This window comes from Streptomyces sp. NBC_00454 (assembly GCF_041434015.1).
In the GTDB taxonomy this organism is placed as follows: domain Bacteria; phylum Actinomycetota; class Actinomycetes; order Streptomycetales; family Streptomycetaceae; genus Streptomyces.
Genome location: NZ_CP107907.1, coordinates 2,066,933 through 2,081,925, shown reverse-complemented (window position 1 = coordinate 2,081,925; position 14,993 = coordinate 2,066,933). Strand labels below are relative to the sequence as shown.

At 70.9% G+C, this 14,993-nt stretch carries 14 protein-coding genes; 8 read left to right on the top strand and 6 right to left on the bottom strand.

The window, feature by feature from the left end; translation table 11 throughout:
* Positions 1 to 27: 27 nt before the first annotated feature.
* The 5 genes from macS (at position 28) to OHU74_RS09650 (ending at position 4,579) form a co-directional block, all read left to right on the top strand.
* Entirely contained in the window at positions 28 to 1,236 is a 1,209-nt protein-coding gene (gene macS, locus OHU74_RS09670; protein ID WP_371615506.1) for a MacS family sensor histidine kinase, read from the top strand.
* Positions 1,237 to 1,280: 44 nt separating this feature from the next.
* Complete coding sequence (locus OHU74_RS09665; RefSeq protein WP_330300867.1) at positions 1,281 to 1,925, top strand: response regulator transcription factor; 645 nt, start codon at positions 1,281 to 1,283, stop codon at positions 1,923 to 1,925.
* Positions 1,926 to 2,108: 183 nt separating this feature from the next.
* Entirely contained in the window at positions 2,109 to 3,137 is a 1,029-nt protein-coding gene (locus OHU74_RS09660) for a 6-phosphofructokinase (RefSeq protein WP_330296016.1), read from the top strand.
* 104 nt (positions 3,138 to 3,241) lie between these two features.
* Positions 3,242 to 4,237 (top strand): 2-hydroxyacid dehydrogenase, encoded by a 996-nt coding sequence (locus OHU74_RS09655; RefSeq protein WP_371615505.1) that lies wholly within the window; start codon positions 3,242 to 3,244, stop codon positions 4,235 to 4,237.
* 45 nt (positions 4,238 to 4,282) lie between these two features.
* Complete coding sequence (locus OHU74_RS09650; RefSeq protein ID WP_371615504.1) at positions 4,283 to 4,579, top strand: hypothetical protein; 297 nt, start codon at positions 4,283 to 4,285, stop codon at positions 4,577 to 4,579.
* Positions 4,580 to 4,603: 24 nt separating this feature from the next.
* On the opposite strand, the gene OHU74_RS09645 is transcribed toward OHU74_RS09650, so the two are convergent.
* Complete coding sequence (locus tag OHU74_RS09645; RefSeq protein WP_371615503.1) at positions 4,604 to 6,529, bottom strand: anthranilate synthase family protein; 1,926 nt, start codon at positions 6,527 to 6,529, stop codon at positions 4,604 to 4,606.
* A 261-nt stretch (positions 6,530 to 6,790) separates the two neighbouring features.
* Here OHU74_RS09645 and OHU74_RS09640 point away from each other — a divergent pair, with 261 nt between their 5' ends.
* Both OHU74_RS09640 and OHU74_RS09635 read left to right on the top strand, forming a co-directional pair.
* Positions 6,791 to 8,170 (top strand): class II 3-deoxy-7-phosphoheptulonate synthase, encoded by a 1,380-nt coding sequence (locus OHU74_RS09640; RefSeq protein ID WP_371615502.1) that lies wholly within the window; start codon positions 6,791 to 6,793, stop codon positions 8,168 to 8,170.
* A 182-nt stretch (positions 8,171 to 8,352) separates the two neighbouring features.
* Positions 8,353 to 8,610 (top strand): bacterioferritin-associated ferredoxin, encoded by a 258-nt coding sequence (locus OHU74_RS09635; protein WP_371615501.1) that lies wholly within the window; start codon positions 8,353 to 8,355, stop codon positions 8,608 to 8,610.
* Positions 8,611 to 8,634: 24 nt separating this feature from the next.
* Here the strand turns inward: OHU74_RS09635 and bfr are convergent, their stop codons facing one another.
* The gene (gene bfr, locus OHU74_RS09630; protein ID WP_330296010.1) at positions 8,635 to 9,114 is read right to left on the bottom strand and encodes a bacterioferritin; all 480 of its coding nucleotides are present in this window, start codon (positions 9,112 to 9,114) and stop codon (positions 8,635 to 8,637) included.
* A 173-nt stretch (positions 9,115 to 9,287) separates the two neighbouring features.
* Between bfr and OHU74_RS09625 the strand changes: the two genes are divergently transcribed.
* The gene (locus OHU74_RS09625; protein WP_371615500.1) at positions 9,288 to 9,920 is read left to right on the top strand and encodes a sulfite oxidase-like oxidoreductase; all 633 of its coding nucleotides are present in this window, start codon (positions 9,288 to 9,290) and stop codon (positions 9,918 to 9,920) included.
* 46 nt (positions 9,921 to 9,966) lie between these two features.
* Here the strand turns inward: OHU74_RS09625 and OHU74_RS09620 are convergent, their stop codons facing one another.
* From OHU74_RS09620 to OHU74_RS09605, 4 genes are all read right to left on the bottom strand, one after another.
* Positions 9,967 to 10,485: a DUF4396 domain-containing protein gene (locus tag OHU74_RS09620; protein ID WP_371615499.1), complete on the bottom strand. Its 519-nt coding sequence runs from the start codon at positions 10,483 to 10,485 to the stop codon at positions 9,967 to 9,969.
* Positions 10,486 to 10,569: 84 nt separating this feature from the next.
* Positions 10,570 to 11,451: a deoxyribonuclease IV gene (locus OHU74_RS09615; RefSeq protein WP_371615498.1), complete on the bottom strand. Its 882-nt coding sequence runs from the start codon at positions 11,449 to 11,451 to the stop codon at positions 10,570 to 10,572.
* Between the two features lie 9 nt (positions 11,452 to 11,460).
* Positions 11,461 to 13,383 (bottom strand): Stk1 family PASTA domain-containing Ser/Thr kinase, encoded by a 1,923-nt coding sequence (gene pknB / locus OHU74_RS09610; RefSeq protein WP_371615497.1) that lies wholly within the window; start codon positions 13,381 to 13,383, stop codon positions 11,461 to 11,463.
* Positions 13,384 to 14,186: 803 nt separating this feature from the next.
* A complete protein-coding gene (locus OHU74_RS09605) occupies positions 14,187 to 14,993 on the bottom strand; it encodes a thiazole synthase (RefSeq protein ID WP_371615496.1) in 807 nt (268 codons plus the stop codon).

The window sequence follows — 14,993 nt, the reverse complement described above, 5'->3', positions numbered from 1 at the left end:
CGCGACCGCCCGCACGGGGTGGGGGAAATGGCGAAGCGCGAGCGCGTCGTACGCATGTCGGTCGAGCAGCCGCTGTGGCGGGCCCTGACGGCCTATCGGCTGCTGACCATGGTCTACGCGGTGCTGCTCTTCACCTCCGCGTACAAGGAGTTCGACCGGCCGTGGATCGCGGTCGCCTACCTCACCGTGCTCGTCGGCTGGACCCTGGTCACCCTCCCCAAGGTGGCCAGCGCCGCCAGCTGCACGAAGCGGTTCCTGTGCGCCGACCTGACGGTCGCCTGCGTGGGGATCCTGCTGACCCCGCTCGCCGACACCCACGCGCGGATCGCGGCCGGCGGTCCCACCCTGCCCACCATCTGGACCGCGGGCGCCGTCCTCGCCTTCGCCATCAAGGGCGGCTGGCGCTGGGCCTGTTTCGCCTCCACCTTCGTGGCCGCCACCAATCTCATCCAGCGCGGCGAGCCCACCCGGGACACCCTGCACAACGTGCTGCTGGTCTGGGTCGCCTCCGTCGCCATCGGCTACGTGGTCGAGGTGGCCCGGGCCAGTGAGGCCACGCTCGCCCGCGCCCTGGAGATCGAGGCCGCCACCCGCGAGCGCGAACGCCTCGCCCGCGACATCCACGACGGGGTCCTCCAGGTCCTGGCCATGGTCCAGCGGCGCGGCACCGAACTGGGCGGCGAGGCCGCCGAGCTGGGCCGGATGGCGGGGGACCAGGAGGTCGCGCTGCGCACCCTGGTCTCCAGCGGGCTGACCCGCCCCTCCCGGATCTCCCGGGACGAGTCGCTGGGCGCGCTCGTGGACTCGTACGAGGTGGAGGAGCCGGGTGCCGACGAGGGCGAGCTGGACCTGCGGACCCTGCTGGCCCCGCACGCCGGTTCCCGGGTGAGCTTCGCCGAGCCGGGCACCCCGGTGCCGCTGCCGGTGCCCGCGGCGAGGGAGCTGGCCGCGGCGGTGGGGGCCGCGCTGGACAACGTACGCAAGCACGCGGGCGACGGGGCCAGCGCCTGGATCCTGGTCGAGGACTGGGGCGACGAGGTGATCGTGACCGTCCGCGACGACGGCCCGGGCATCCCGGCGGGCCGGCTCGACCAGGCGGCGGGCGAGGGCCGGATGGGCGTGGCCCTGTCCATCCGGGGCCGGCTGCGCGACCTCGGCGGCAGCGCCGAGCTCGTGTCCGTCCCGGGGCAGGGCACCGAAGTGGAACTGAAAGTACCGAGGGGGAGCACCCAGTGAACGAGCAGAGCACGGCCACCACCGGCGCCGGCGACATCAAGGTCATGGTGGTCGACGACCACCCGATGTGGCGGGACGCGGTCGCCCGCGACCTGGCCGCCGCCGGATTCGACCTGGTGGCCACCGCCGGGGACGGCCCAGAGGCGGTGCGCCGGGCCCGCGCGACCGTCCCGCACGTGCTGGTCCTCGACCTCAACCTGCCGGGCATGCCCGGGGTCCAGGTCTGCAAGGAGCTGGTCGGGGCCAACCCGGCGCTGCGGGTCCTGGTCCTCTCGGCGAGCGGCGAGCACGCCGATGTGCTGGAGGCGGTGAAGTCCGGCGCCACCGGCTACCTGCTGAAGTCCGCGGGCGCCCAGGAGCTCATCGATGCCGTGCGCCGTACGGCGGCCGGCGATCCCGTCTTCACCCCGGGCCTGGCGGGCCTGGTCCTGGGCGAGTACCGGCGCCTGGCCACCGATCCGGCGCCGGCCGCCGCCGACGAGCGCCAGGCCCCGCAGCTGACCGACCGGGAGACCGAGGTGCTGCGGCTGGTGGCCAAGGGGCTCTCGTACAAGCAGATCGCGGAGCGGCTGGTGATCTCCCACCGCACGGTGCAGAACCACGTGCAGAACACCCTGGGCAAGCTCCAGTTGCACAACCGGGTGGAGCTCGTCCGGTACGCGATCGAGCGCGGCCTCGACGAGGTGTGAGCCCGTGTGATGCCGCCCGGGGGGTGGGCCGTTCCTCGTACGAGTGAACGGGTGTGCGGCAACTCCCCATGATCCCACCGGAATTGACCCTTCCATGGCCCTTGCTGTGACCTGAGTCACCACTAGCGTGACGGTCATGAGGGCCCCGCGGCCTCAGCGGGCCCCGTGGTGAAGGGATGTTCCATGAAGGTCGGAGTGCTGACGGGCGGCGGCGACTGCCCGGGTCTCAACGCGGTCATCCGCAGCGTCGTGCGCAAGGGCGTGCAGGAGTACCAGTACGAGTTCATCGGGTTCAAGGACGGCTGGCGCGGCACGGTCGAAGGGGACACCGTCCCGCTCGGCATCCCCGCCGTCCGCGGGATCCTGCCGCGCGGCGGAACCATCCTCGGCTCCTCGCGCACCAACCCGTTCAAGCTGGAGAACGGCGTCCGCCGGATCAAGGAGAACCTCGCCAAGTACGAGGTCGACGCCCTCGTCGCGATCGGCGGCGAGGACACCCTGGGCGTGGCCGCCAAGCTGTACGAGGAGTACGGCATCCCGTGCGTCGGCGTCCCGAAGACCATCGACAACGACCTGTCGGCCACCGACTACACCTTCGGCTTCGACACGGCCGTCGGCATCGCCACCGAGGCCATCGACCGGCTGCACACCACCGCCGAATCCCACATGCGGGTCCTGGTCGTGGAGGTGATGGGCCGCCACGCCGGCTGGATCGCCCTGCACTCCGGGCTGGCCGGCGGCGCCAACGTCATCCTCATCCCGGAGCAGCGCTTCGACGTGGACCAGGTCTGCGCGTGGGTGAGCTCGCGGTTCAAGGCGAGCTACGCGCCGATCGTGTGCGTCGCCGAGGGTGCCATGCCCAAGGACGGGGACATGGTGCTGAAGGACGCCACCCAGGACTCCTTCGGGCACGTCCGGCTGTCGGGCGTGGGCGAGTGGCTGGCCAAGGAGATCGAGGCGCGGACCGGCAAGGAAGCCCGTACGACGGTGCTCGGGCACATCCAGCGGGGCGGCACGCCGAGCGCCTTCGACCGGTGGCTCGCGACCCGGTTCGGGCTGCACGCGATCGACGCGGTCCGCGACGGGGACTTCGGCAAGATGGTCGCCCTCCAGGGGACGAACATCGTACGGGTGCCGATCGCGGAGGCGACGGCGAAGCTCAAGACGGTGGACCCGGCGCTGTACAAGGAGGCCGGAGTGTTCTTCGGCTGAGCTGTTCGAGCCGTTCGGCTGGGCCGGGACGCGTAGGCGGGTCATGGGTCGTAAGGTGACAAACGACCCATGGTCCGAATCTTGCGCGTCATACGGGAGCGAACGTGGAAATCCTGGCATTCGGGGTGCAGGGAGACGAGAAGCCGCTCATCGAGAAGGCCTTCGCGGGACAGCACGAGGTGCGCTGCCTGGACGTCTTCCTGAGCGAGGACACCGCCCCCATCGCGGCCGGGTACGAGATCGTCTCGTCGAGCGTGAACGCCGACCTCAACGGGCGGGTGCTGAGGATCCTGGCGGCGGGCGGGACCAAGATGATCGCCCAGCGCTCCACCGGCTTCAACAACATCGACCTGCCGGTCGCCCGCGAGCTCGGCCTGACCGTCAGCCGGGTGTCGTACTACTCCCCGTACTCGGTGGCCGAATTCGCCTGGACCCTGGCCATGGCGGTGAACCGGCGGATCGTGCGCGCCTCGAACCGCACGCGGGACTTCGACTTCCGGCTGAACGGCCTGATGGGCCGCGACATGCGCGGCCGCACGGTGGGCGTGCTCGGCACCGGCAAGATCGGCGAGGCGTTCACCCGGATCGCGCACGGCTTCGGGATGAACCTGCTGGGCTGGGACGTGGCGCAGAACCCGGCGTGCGTGGAGCTGGGCATGAAGTACGTGGACAAGGACACGCTGTTCGCGTCCTCCGACCTGATCAGCCTGCACGTGCCGCTGCTGGAGTCCACGCACCACATCATCGGCCCCGAGGCCCTGAAGATGATGAAGGACGACGCGATCCTGGTGAACTCCAGCCGCGGCGGCCTGGTGGACACGGACGCGCTGGTCACGGAGTTGCGCAGCGGGCGGTTCGCGGGCGTGGGCCTGGACGTCTACGAGGCGGAGGCCGGGCTCTTCTTCCTGGACAAGTCGCTGGTGGTCGTCGAGGACGACACCCTGGCGCGCCTGATCACCTTCCCGAACGTGGTGGTCACCTCCCACCAGGCGTACTACACGCACGACGCGGTGGGCCAGATCATCGACACCACCGTCGCCAACGTCGCGGACTACCTGGCGGGCCGGCGCTCCGAGAACACCCTCTCGCCCGAGGGGTGATACCCCCCTGTCCGGAGGTCCGGGCCAGGGCCTAGATTCGGCCGCGTGCACATACCCACCGCGTTCTTCTGGATCCTGCTGGCCCTGGCCGCCCTCCAAGTGCTCTCCGCCGCCCGTGCGCTGCCGCGCGCGCTCCGGGCCGAGCCCGGCGCCCGGACCGACCGGTGGCTGACCTTCGCCGACCACCTGCTGTCGGTGCCGTCCATCGTCGGCCTGGCGCTGGGCGACATCACCCTGGCGTTCTACGGGATGCTCCTGCTGGGCCCCGTGCTCACCTGGAGCCTGATCCGCAGCTTCCGTTCCGCCGGCCGGGCCGGAACCTCCAGCCCGTCCGGCGCCTGAGGGCCGGAACCCCGGGGCCCGGGGCTACGCCGGGGCCGGGGCGCGGACGCCGGCGACCAGCTCCCGGACCAGCTCCGCACCCCGCAGGGTCAGCACCGACTCCGGGTGGAACTGGACCCCCGCGAAGCCGCCCGTGAGGGAGCGCAGCGCGTGGACCTCGCCGGTGGCGGGGTCCCGGGAGACCTCGATCCCCTTCAGCGCCAGCTGCCGCTCCTGCTCCGTCGAGCAGGAGGCCGCGTAGGTGTTGTAGAAGCCCACCACCTCCTGCGCCCCGAACAGCTGGATCCGGGTCTGCGCCCCCTGCGCCGGCTCCGCCTTGCGCACGAGCGGGAGCCCCAGCTCCGCGGCCAGCAGCTGGTGGCTGAGGCAGACCCCGAGCAGTCCGCCCCGGTGCGAGGCCAGGAGCTCCGCCGTCAGCCCGCGCATCAGCGCCATCTTCGGGTCCGAGGCGTCCGCCGGGTTCCCCGGGCCGGGGCCCAGCACGATCGGCCCGTCCCAGGCCAGGGCCGCCGCGCGCAGGCCCGGGTCGTCGTGGCGCCGTACGGTCACCTCCAGCCCGGCCACCCGCAGCACGTGTCCCAGCATCGAGGTGAAGGTGTCCTCGCCGTCCACCACCAGGGCGTGGCCCGTCACCTCGGCCGGCCGCTCCTGCATCCGGAGCCAGAACGGCGCCAGGTCGTGCCGCCGGGCCGCCAGCGCCGCCTGGACCCTGGGATCGGAGCCCAGGCCGGGGGAGGCCGCGACCGGCCGGCGGGCCGCCGGGCGGACGCCCAGCGCCGCCAGGACGCCCGCCGCCTTCGCGTGGGTCTCCGCGACCTCGCCCGCCGGGTCGGAGTGCCGCACCAGGGTGGCGCCCACGGGCACCCGCAGCGCGCCGTCCGCCGCGATGTCGGCCGTGCGGATGAGGATCGGGGAGTCCAGCGTCTGCGCCCCGGACTCGTCCACGCCCAGCAGCGCCAGCGCGCCCGCGTAGTAGCCGCGGCCGCCGGTCTCGTACCGTTCGATGACCCGGCAGGCGTTCTGCACCGGGGACCCGGTCACCGTCGCCGCGAACATCGTCTCCTTCAGCACCTCCCGCACGTCCAGCGAGGAGCGGCCGCGCAGCTCGTACTCGGTGTGCGCGAGGTGCGCCATCTCCTTGAGCCGGGGGCCGACGACCACCCCGCCCATGTCCCCGACGGTGCACATCATCTTGAGCTCCTCGTCCACGACCATGGACAGTTCCTCGGTCTCCTTGCGGTCGCCGAGGAAGGCGAGGAGGGACTCCGCGGTCGGACCTCCGGCCGGATACCGGTAGGTGCCGCTGATCGGGTTCATCACGACCGTGCCGCCGGACATCCGTACGTGCACCTCGGGGCTGGCCCCGACGAGGGTGCGGTCCCCGGTGTGGACCACGTACGTCCAGTACGCCCCCCGCTCGCCCTCCAGCAGCCGCCGGAACAGGGCGAGGGCGTCTGCGGGGCCGAAGCCCTCGATCCGGCCCTCGTAGGTCCGCCGGATGACGAAGTTGGCGCCCTCGCCGCGGCCGATCTCGTCCTCGATGACCCGCCGGACGGTGTCCGCGTACTCCTCGTCGGGGACGTCGAAGCCGCCGCCGTCCACCCGTACCTCGTGGACCGGCAGCGCGGCCAGCGCCTCGGCGAGCGGGACCTCGTACGCCTCGTCGGCGACCAGCACGCTCAGCGGGGTGCCGTCGTCGCGCACGTCGAACCCGCGCTCCCGCATCTGCCGGAAGGGTACGAGCGCCAGGGCGGGCCGCCCGCCGACGGGCAGGTCGGCCAGGTGCTCGGCCTCGTGGACCGGGCCGGTCAGCACCTCGACGGTGTCGTGGTCGCGGCCGGGCGTGCGGCGGCGCAGCAGCGCGAAGGGCGGGGTGGGGCCGCCGGACCGTCCGAGGCGGTCGAACAGGGCGGTCAGTCGGGTGAAGCCGGGGTCCATGGGTACGGACATGGAGGGTGCGTCCTTCCGGGTGGTGGAGGGACGGCCGGCGTCTCGGGAGAAACGCGGAAGGCCGCCCCGTGGGGCGGCCTTCGCGTCGCTCGTGTCTTCTAGGTACGCACGAGGGGCGGGCCGCCGGGAGCGGTCCACCACCAGTTCTTGTTGGAGTGCGCGTACATGCGAAGAACCCTAGCCCACGGGGCGGAGTAAACGGGCCAGTAACACAGTGAGAGACATCCGTCTCACGTAGTGGTCGACAGGGTCGGACGCGCCATGGGACGCCGTAATGTGTGTGGGGTGACCGTGAACGCTGAATCCCAAGCCCCCGCCTCCAAGGCGACCTGGCGAGACCTTCCCGCGGCGCAGCAGCCTTCGTACCCCGATGCCGAGGCCCTGCGCGCTGTTGTCGCGGACCTCGAGTCGTATCCGCCCCTCGTTTTCGCGGGTGAGTGCGACCAGCTGCGCGCCCGCCTGGGAGCCGTCGCCAAGGGCGAGGCGTTCCTGCTGCAGGGTGGCGACTGCGCCGAGGCCTTCGACGCCGTATCCGCTGACCACATCCGCGCCAAGCTGAAGACGCTGCTCCAGATGAGCGCCGTCCTGACGTACGCGGCCTCCGTGCCCGTCGTCAAGGTCGGCCGCATCGCGGGCCAGTACTCCAAGCCGCGCTCCAAGGACACCGAGACCCGCGACGGCATCACCCTGCCGACCTACCGCGGCGACTCCGTCAACGGCTTCCCCTTCACCGAAGAGGCCCGGATCCCGGACCCCGAGCGGCTGAAGCGCATGTACCACGCGTCCGCCTCGACGCTGAACCTGGTGCGCGCCTTCACCACCGGCGGTTACGCCGACCTGCGCCAGGTGCACGCCTGGAACCAGGACTTCGTGAAGTCCTCCCCGTCCGGGCAGCGCTACGAGCAGCTCGCGCGGGAGATCGACAACGCGCTGAACTTCATGAAGGCCTGTGGCACCGACCCGGCGGAGTTCAAGGCCGTCGAGTTCTACTCCTCCCACGAGGCGCTGCTCCTCGACTACGAGGGCGCCCTCACCCGTACGGACTCGCGCACCGGCCGGCTGTACGACACCTCCGGCCACATGGTCTGGGTCGGTGAGCGCACCCGCCAGCTGGACCACGCGCACATCGAGTTCTGCTCGCAGATCGCCAACCCGATCGGCGTCAAGCTCGGCCCCACCACCACGGTGGACGAGGCCCTGACGTACATCGACCGGCTGGACCCCGACCGCGAGCCGGGCCGTCTGACCTTCGTCGTCCGCATGGGCGCCGACAAGGTCCGCGACAAGCTCCCCGAGCTGGTCGAGAAGGTCACCGCCTCCGGCGCGAACGTCGTCTGGGTCACCGACCCGATGCACGGCAACACCTTCGAGGCGGCCTCGGGCCACAAGACGCGCCGTTTCGACGACGTGCTCGACGAGGTCAAGGGCTTCTTCGAGGTCCACAAGGGCCTGGGCACCCACCCGGGCGGCATCCACGTCGAGCTCACCGGTGACGACGTCACCGAGTGCGTGGGCGGCGGCGACGAGATCTTCGTCGACGACCTGCACCAGCGCTACGAGACGGCCTGCGACCCGCGCCTCAACCGCAGCCAGTCCCTGGACCTGGCGTTCCTGGTCGCCGAGATGTACCGCGACCAGTAAGACCGGTGAGCGGCACCGGTAGTACCGAGTAGCTCATGACGATGGGGCGCGGATCGAATGTGATCCGCGCCCCATCCTCGTTTCCACCTCTTTTAGGCCACCCTAACTTCGGGTACGGTTAGGTAAGCCTCACCGAATAGGGGATGGCTCGCCGAACCATTCCGGTCAGGGAGGTGAACCGCGTGTACGTCTGCTCTTGCTTCGGGGTCACCGACAAGCAGGTCAAGGACCACGCGGCTGCCGGGGCCTGCACCCCCCGCCAGATCGCTTCGGCCACCAAGGCCGGCACCGACTGCGGTGGGTGCGTGCGCACCATCCAGGGCCTCCTCGGCCGCGGGGCCTGCCCCCGCCGTGAGCTGCTGGAGAAGGGCGACGCGGCGGCCGTGCTCGCCGCCGACCCGCTGGTACCCGCGGGTGCGGAGCTCGCCGAAGTCGCGTAGGGCCCTGGTTCTCTTACAGGCGGCCTAGCTCTCGGGCTGTTCCAGCAGCTGCGCGATGTACAGCGGCTCGCCGATGGACTCGATGAGCTCCAGCTGGGTGTCGAGGTAGTCGATGTGGTGCTCCTCGTCCTCCAGGATCTCCTCGAAGAGCCGCGCCGAGGTGACGTCACCCTTGCCGCGCATGACCTCGATGCCGCGCTTGAGCCGGTCGATCGCCTCGACCTCGACCTGGCGGTCGCACTGGAACATCTCCGTCAGCGTCTGACCCACGCGGACGTGGAAGAGGCGCTGGTAGTTCGGCAGGCCGTCGAGCATCAGGATGCGCTCGGTGATCTTGTCCGCGTGCTTCATCTCGTCGATGGACTCGGCACGGGTGTACTTCGCGAGCTTCGTCCAACCCTTGTTGTCCTGGATCCGGTAGTGGAGCCAGTACTGGTTGATCGCCGTAAGCTCGCCGGTCAGCTGCTCGTTCAGAAACTCAAGGACCTCGGGGTCGCCCTGCATCGCAGAGGCTCCTTCCAAGCAATGTCAGCAATGTGACTGGGCAGTTGCGCGCATCCTCGCACCGCCGCCGGAGACCGTCCAGTAAGTGCCTCCTTAGTGGGATTAACCTAGATTTGCCCGAATCGGGCCGCAGCTGGTCATGACCACCCTGCCAAGTCTGTCACCATGGAGTCATGGGTCAGCCGGAAAGCCGGGAATCTCCGGGATCAGAGCAGCTGGAGCTTCCCCCGGGACAGCGGTTGCAGCGCGGCTGGCCGGTCACCCACTACGGGCCCGTCCCCAAGTTCAAGCCGGACCGCTGGGAGTTCCGCGTCTTCGGTGCGACGGCCGACGGTGAGAAGCACTGCTGGAACCACGAGGAGTTCGCGGCCCTGCCGTTCGAGTCCGTCGTGGCGGACCTGCACTGCGTGACGAAGTTCAGCATGACCGGCGCCGAATGGGGCGGCGTGCTCACCCGCGAGATCCTCGCCCTCGCCCCGCCGTCCCCGCAGGTCACGCACGTGATGGTGTGGGCCGAGTACGGCTTCAGCTCCAACATGCGGCTCGCGGACTTCGCTTCCGACCGCTCCCTCTTCGCCACCCACCAGGGCGGTGAACTGCTCACCGCGGAGCACGGGTTCCCGCTGCGGCTCGTGGTGCCGCACCTGTACGCCTGGAAGGGCCCCAAGTGGGTCCGGGGCATCGAGTACATGACCGCCGACCGCCGCGGCTTCTGGGAGGAGCGCGGCTACCACAACATCGGCGACCCCTGGCGCGAGCAGCGCTACTCGTACCAGGAGGAGCCGGGGGACGGCCCCGAGTTGTAGGCCGGTGGGCCTGGGGGTCCCTCTTCGGGTTTCTCCTCGGGTTTCCTCAATGGTGGTACTGGTGGACCACCGCGTGACCCTTGCCGCGGCCGATCATCCACTTGTTGACCGGGGTCGTGACGACGAAGGCCAGCGCGAGCGAGATCGCGAGCGCGATCCAGAACAGCGCGTCCGAGAGCATCGCGTCCATGGCTCCCGGCCAGAGCGCGATCACCCCGTTGTCGATCAGCTCCATGACCGCGATCGAAAGAGTGTCCGCCGCCAGCGCCACCCGGACGGCCGTACGGAAGTCCACGCCGGCCGCACGGATCCCGCGCAGGGTGAGCGCGTAGCCGAAGAAGAACGCGAGGACGATCGCGAGGATCATCGTCGGGGCGTTCCCCCAGCCGAGCGCGGTGCCGACGATCATGCCGAGCACCTCGCCGATGGCGCATCCGGTGAGGCAGTGCAGGGTGGCCTGCGCGGCGGCGGACCAGGTGACCTTTGCGCCGCCGTGGTGGTGGGCGTGCTCTTCGTGCTGGTGCTCGTGGTGCTCGTGACCGTGCTGCTCGTGTGCGTGCTCCATGACGACCCCCTGGCGTGGAACGCCGAGTAACGGCTCTGTCGATATGACAGAACCGTATACCCCCCCGGGGTATTCCTCAAGGGATCATCCGAGCCCGCGGAGCTCCTTCAGCAGTGCCACGTCGGCCGCGTGCCCTTCCTTGCCGCCCGGCGTCTCCGTGATCAGCGGTACGCCCTCCATCGCCGGATGCGTGAACAGCTCGGCGAAGGCCTCCCGGCCGATGTGGCCCTGCCCGATGTTCTCGTGCCGGTCCTTGTGGGCGCCCACGCCCTCCTTGGAGTCGTTCGCGTGGACCAGCTTCAGCCGGCCCTCGCCGACCGTGTCCACCAGCAGGTCCAGCGTCTGTTTCGTCCCGCCCGGCGCCGCCAGATCGTGTCCGGCCGCGAAGATGTGGCAGGTGTCCAGACAGATCCCGAGCTTCGGGTGGTGGTCCAGCGCGTCGAAGTACGGGCCGAAGTCCCAGGTCCGCGAGCACAGCGAGGAGCCCTGCCCGGCGGTGGACTCCAGCAGCAGGAAGGGGTCGTCCTCGTGCGTCAGCTCGTCCAGCAGCGGCAGCATGTGCTCCCTGACCTGCGCGTACGCCGCTGCGCGCGGCCGGCCCCCGGTAGCCGAGCCGGTGTGCACGACCACCCCGAGCGCGCCGATCGCGCGGGCCCGGCGCAGCGAGTGCCGCAGCGACTCCACGGACTTCTCCACGGTCGCCTCGGTGTGCGAGCCGAAGTTGATCAGGTACGGCGCATGGATGTACGCCGGGATGTCCTCGGCCGCACAGGCCTCGCGGAACAGCTCGTCCTGCGCCGGATTGCCCACCGGGGTGGCCCAGCCGCGCGGATTCGCGACGAAGACCTGGACGGCCTCGGCCCCCATCTCGCGGGCGTACGTCAGACCGACGGAGGCCAGCCCGCCCGCGACGGGAACGTGCCCGCCCACTGGATTGCGGCATATGGAATTGGTGGAATTGGTCATGGCGTGTAGCTAGAGCCCCTTGGTCCTGATGGTGATGGTGCTGCCCTCGGCGGCGCTCTGGCCTGCGGGTACCGACTGGGAGTCGACGGTGTTGCTGAAGGAGAGGAAGGGCTTGTCGACCTTCACCTTGAAGCCCAGCCCCTCCAGGGTCTTGCGGGCCGCGTCCGCCTCCTGGCCGGTGACGTCCGGCACCGGGATCTGACGGGGGCCCTTGGACACGGTGAGGGTGACGGTGTCCCCGGCGGCGGCCTGGGTACCGGCGGCCACCGACTGGTTGGCGACCGTACCGGCGGGGGAGGGGGAGTTGACCTGCTCGGGAGCGGTCTCCACCTTCAGGCCCGCGCCCTCCAGGGCCGACCGGGCCTGGTCCAGCGGCTTGCCCGCGACACCCGGCACCGGCACCGGGCGGCCCTTGCTGACCACCAGCGCGACTGCCGTGTCCAGGGCGCGCTTCGGGCCGTCCGCCGCCGGGTCCGTGCTGATCACCGAGCCCTGGGGGACGTCCTGGCTGAAGGCCTGTGTGACGATCCCGGGCGCCAGGCCGGCGGAAGTCAGCTCCGCCTTCGCCGCCTCCAGGGGCTTGCCCTTCAGATCGGGGACCGCGACGGTCTCGGGGCCGCGCGAGATGGTCACGACCACCGCGCCGTTGCCCCGTATCCGCTTGCCGCCGGGGGGATCGGTGTTCATCACCGTCCCCTTGTCGAAGGTGCTGCTGAACTTCCGGTCGACCCGCTTCACCCCGAGGCCGGCCGCCGACAGCTGGGTCCGGGCCTCCGCCTCGGTCTTGCCGAGCAGGTTGGGGACCTGGGTGAACTGGCCGGAGCTGATGTACCAGACCCCGGTGCCGAGGCCCAGGCAGAGCAGCAGGCCGATGACGGCGAGCAGCGGCCCGCGGCCGCGCAGACCCGAGGCGGACGCCCGGGACGCGGCCCGGCCCGGGGCCGGGGGCGCGGGCAGCGGCGAAGTGGAGAGCCGGGAGGTGTGGGAGACGGGGTCGGCCACGGGCCGGGCGATCACGCTGGTGCGGTCCTCGGTGGAGGTCCGCACCTCGGCCCGCGCCTGCGGCGGTACGGAGTCCAGTGCGGCGTCGCCCAGCTGTGCGCGGGCGCCCTGGACCAGCCCGAGCAGCGCGGCGGCGTCGTGGGGACGCAGCTCGGGCTTGCGCGCGGTGGCGTACGCGACGAGCTCGTCCAGCTCGGCGGCCAGCCCGGGCACGGCGACCGACGGGGGCGGCACGTCCTCGTTGAGGTGCCGGAAGAGGACTTGCGCGGGGCTGTCCCCGGCGTGCGGCTTGGAGCCGGTGAGCATCTCGTAGAGCACGATGCCGCAGGCGTAGACGTCCACGCGGGTGTCGGTGACCCCGTTCTCGATCTGCTCGGGGGCGAGGTAGGAGACGGTGCCGAGGACGGACCCGGTGGTGTGGGTGACGGAGTCCACGGACCGCACCAGCCCGAAGTCGGCCACCTTCACGCGGCCGTCGTCGCCGATCAGCACGTTCTCGGGCTTCATGTCGCGGTGCACGAACCCGGCGCGGTGCGCGGCACCGAGGGCGGCGAGGACCGGCTCGAGGATGTCCAGGGCCACGCGGGGCTGGAGCGCGCCCCGCTCGCGCAGCACGTCGCGCAGGGTGCAGCCGGAGACGTACTCCATGGCGAGGTACGTGTACCGGCCGTCCGTGCCCTGGTCGAAGACGGCCACGACGTTGGGGTGGGCGAGGCGGGCGACGGACTTGGCCTCGCGGATGAACCGGTCGACGAAGGCACCGTCGGCGGCGAGCGCCGGATGCATCACCTTCAGCGCGAGGATCCGGTCCAGGCGGGTGTCGACGGCCCGGTAGACCGTGGCCATGCCGCCGGCCGCGATACGGGCGTCCACGCGGTAGCGGCCGTCGAGCGTCTGCCCGACGAGGGGGTCATCCAGGGTCGTGTCCACCCGGTGATTCTACGAGGGGTGGGTGGGGCGCCGTCCCGGGTCCCCGGGGGTTGGAGCGGATCTGTGACGGTGAGGTGGGGGTACGGGGCCATGCGCGGCGGAGTCGGGGGTTTCCCGGCAGTCTCTTCGTCCTTCCGTGGCGGGACGGCCTGTCAAGGGCGCTCCCTGCGGTCGCGTCGCTTCGCGATTTCACCCTTGACAGACCGCCCCGCCACGGAAAAACGAAGACCACCGGGAAACCCCCGAAGGAACGGGCCGGACCAGAGATTCCAAGGACGGGCCGATCGCCAAATGCCCGGCCCCGCTCCGGGGCACGGGCAGGCCTCCGCCGAGACCCGACTGCGACCCCTCGGGGAGCGACAGGCGCATCAGGTCGTTACGTGGCTCCTCGTAGCTCGGCGACCGACCGTTGGGTGGGGCTCAGGTCGCGATGCTCGGGCGGCGGATGGTGCGGTACCAGCGGCGGGCGGCGGTCAGCGCCGTGACGATCAGGGCGAGGATGAGGAGGCTGGACGCGGCCATCCCGGATCCGATCGCGATTCCTCTGAGGATTGAGGCGAGGAAGGCCCTGGTGCCACGGTTCGTCCAGGCCTCCATGGAGGAGGCTGCCGGGGGGATGAGGCCCGCCAGTAGCCAGCTCACCGCGGACGCTGCCGCGAAAGCGGCCGCGCAGCGTGCGAACAGGAGGCCTGCGCTGGTGCGTGCGCTTCGGTTTTTCACTCGTCCCCCTTGGCATTCCCACTTACTGCGGACGCCACCGTACCAACCGGTAATTTGCCCGCGTAGCCGCCCGTACGGCCCCCCTAGAACGCCGGGCGTTCCGGGTCCAGGGTGGCTCGGCCCTCCGTGGGGGAGGAGGGTTCCGCGAAGCGGCGTTGGGGGATGCGGCCCGCGCGGTGGGCCAGGCGGCCCGCCGAGACCGCGTCGCGCATGGCCGCGGCCATCAGGACGGGGAGTTGGGCCCTGGTGACCGCCGAGGCGAGCATGACCGCCGCGCAGCCCAGTTCCATCGCCAGGGCCGCGTCCGAGGCCGTGCCGGCCCCCGCGTCCAGGATGACCGGGACCCCGGCCCGCTCGATCATCAGCTCGAAGTTGTGCGGGTTGCGGATGCCCATGCCGGAGCCGATCGGAGAGCCCAGGGGCATGATCGCCGCGCAGCCCACGTCCTCCAGTTTGCGGGCGAGGACCGGGTCGTCGTTGGTGTAGGGCAGGACCGTGAAGCCTTCGTCGACCAGGATTTCGGCGGCGTCGAGGAGTTCCACGCCGTCGGGCAGGAGGGTGCGTTCGTCCGCTACGACCTCCAGCTTGATCCAGTCCGTGCCCAGGGCCTCGCGTGCCAGTCGGGCCGTTAGGACGGCCTCGCCCGCGGTGAAGCAGCCCGCCGTGTTGGGGAGTACGTCGATCTTGAGTTTGGTCAGGACCGAGAGGACCGAGCCCTGGACCGTGGGGTCCAGGCGTCGCATGGCGACCGTGGTGAGTTCCGTGCCGGAGGCGACCAGGGCGCGTTCCAGGATGTCCAGGCTCGGGGCGCCGCCCGTGCCCATGATCAGGCGGGAGGAGAAGCTCCGGCCGCCCAGGGTGAAGATGTCGTCCGGCGTGTTGTCGGTCAT

Excerpts from the sequence above, each read along its gene's own strand:
- macS (WP_371615506.1), top strand. The coding sequence starts at position 28 with ATGGCGAAGCGCGAGCGCGTCGTACGCATGTCGGTCGAGCAGCCGCTG.
- OHU74_RS09645 (WP_371615503.1), bottom strand. The coding sequence starts at position 6,529 with ATGTCCGTACCCATGGACCCCGGCTTCACCCGACTGACCGCCCTGTTC.
- OHU74_RS09660 (WP_330296016.1), top strand. The coding sequence starts at position 2,109 with ATGAAGGTCGGAGTGCTGACGGGCGGCGGCGACTGCCCGGGTCTCAAC.
- bfr (WP_330296010.1), bottom strand. The coding sequence starts at position 9,114 with ATGCAGGGCGACCCCGAGGTCCTTGAGTTTCTGAACGAGCAGCTGACC.
- OHU74_RS09620 (WP_371615499.1), bottom strand. The coding sequence starts at position 10,485 with ATGGAGCACGCACACGAGCAGCACGGTCACGAGCACCACGAGCACCAG.
- OHU74_RS09615 (WP_371615498.1), bottom strand. The coding sequence starts at position 11,451 with ATGACCAATTCCACCAATTCCATATGCCGCAATCCAGTGGGCGGGCAC.
- OHU74_RS09640 (WP_371615502.1), top strand. The coding sequence starts at position 6,791 with ATGGGACGCCGTAATGTGTGTGGGGTGACCGTGAACGCTGAATCCCAA.
- OHU74_RS09605 (WP_371615496.1), bottom strand. The coding sequence starts at position 14,993 with ATGACCGACAACACGCCGGACGACATCTTCACCCTGGGCGGCCGGAGC.
- OHU74_RS09625 (WP_371615500.1), top strand. The coding sequence starts at position 9,288 with ATGGGTCAGCCGGAAAGCCGGGAATCTCCGGGATCAGAGCAGCTGGAG.
- OHU74_RS09665 (WP_330300867.1), top strand. The coding sequence starts at position 1,281 with ATGGTGGTCGACGACCACCCGATGTGGCGGGACGCGGTCGCCCGCGAC.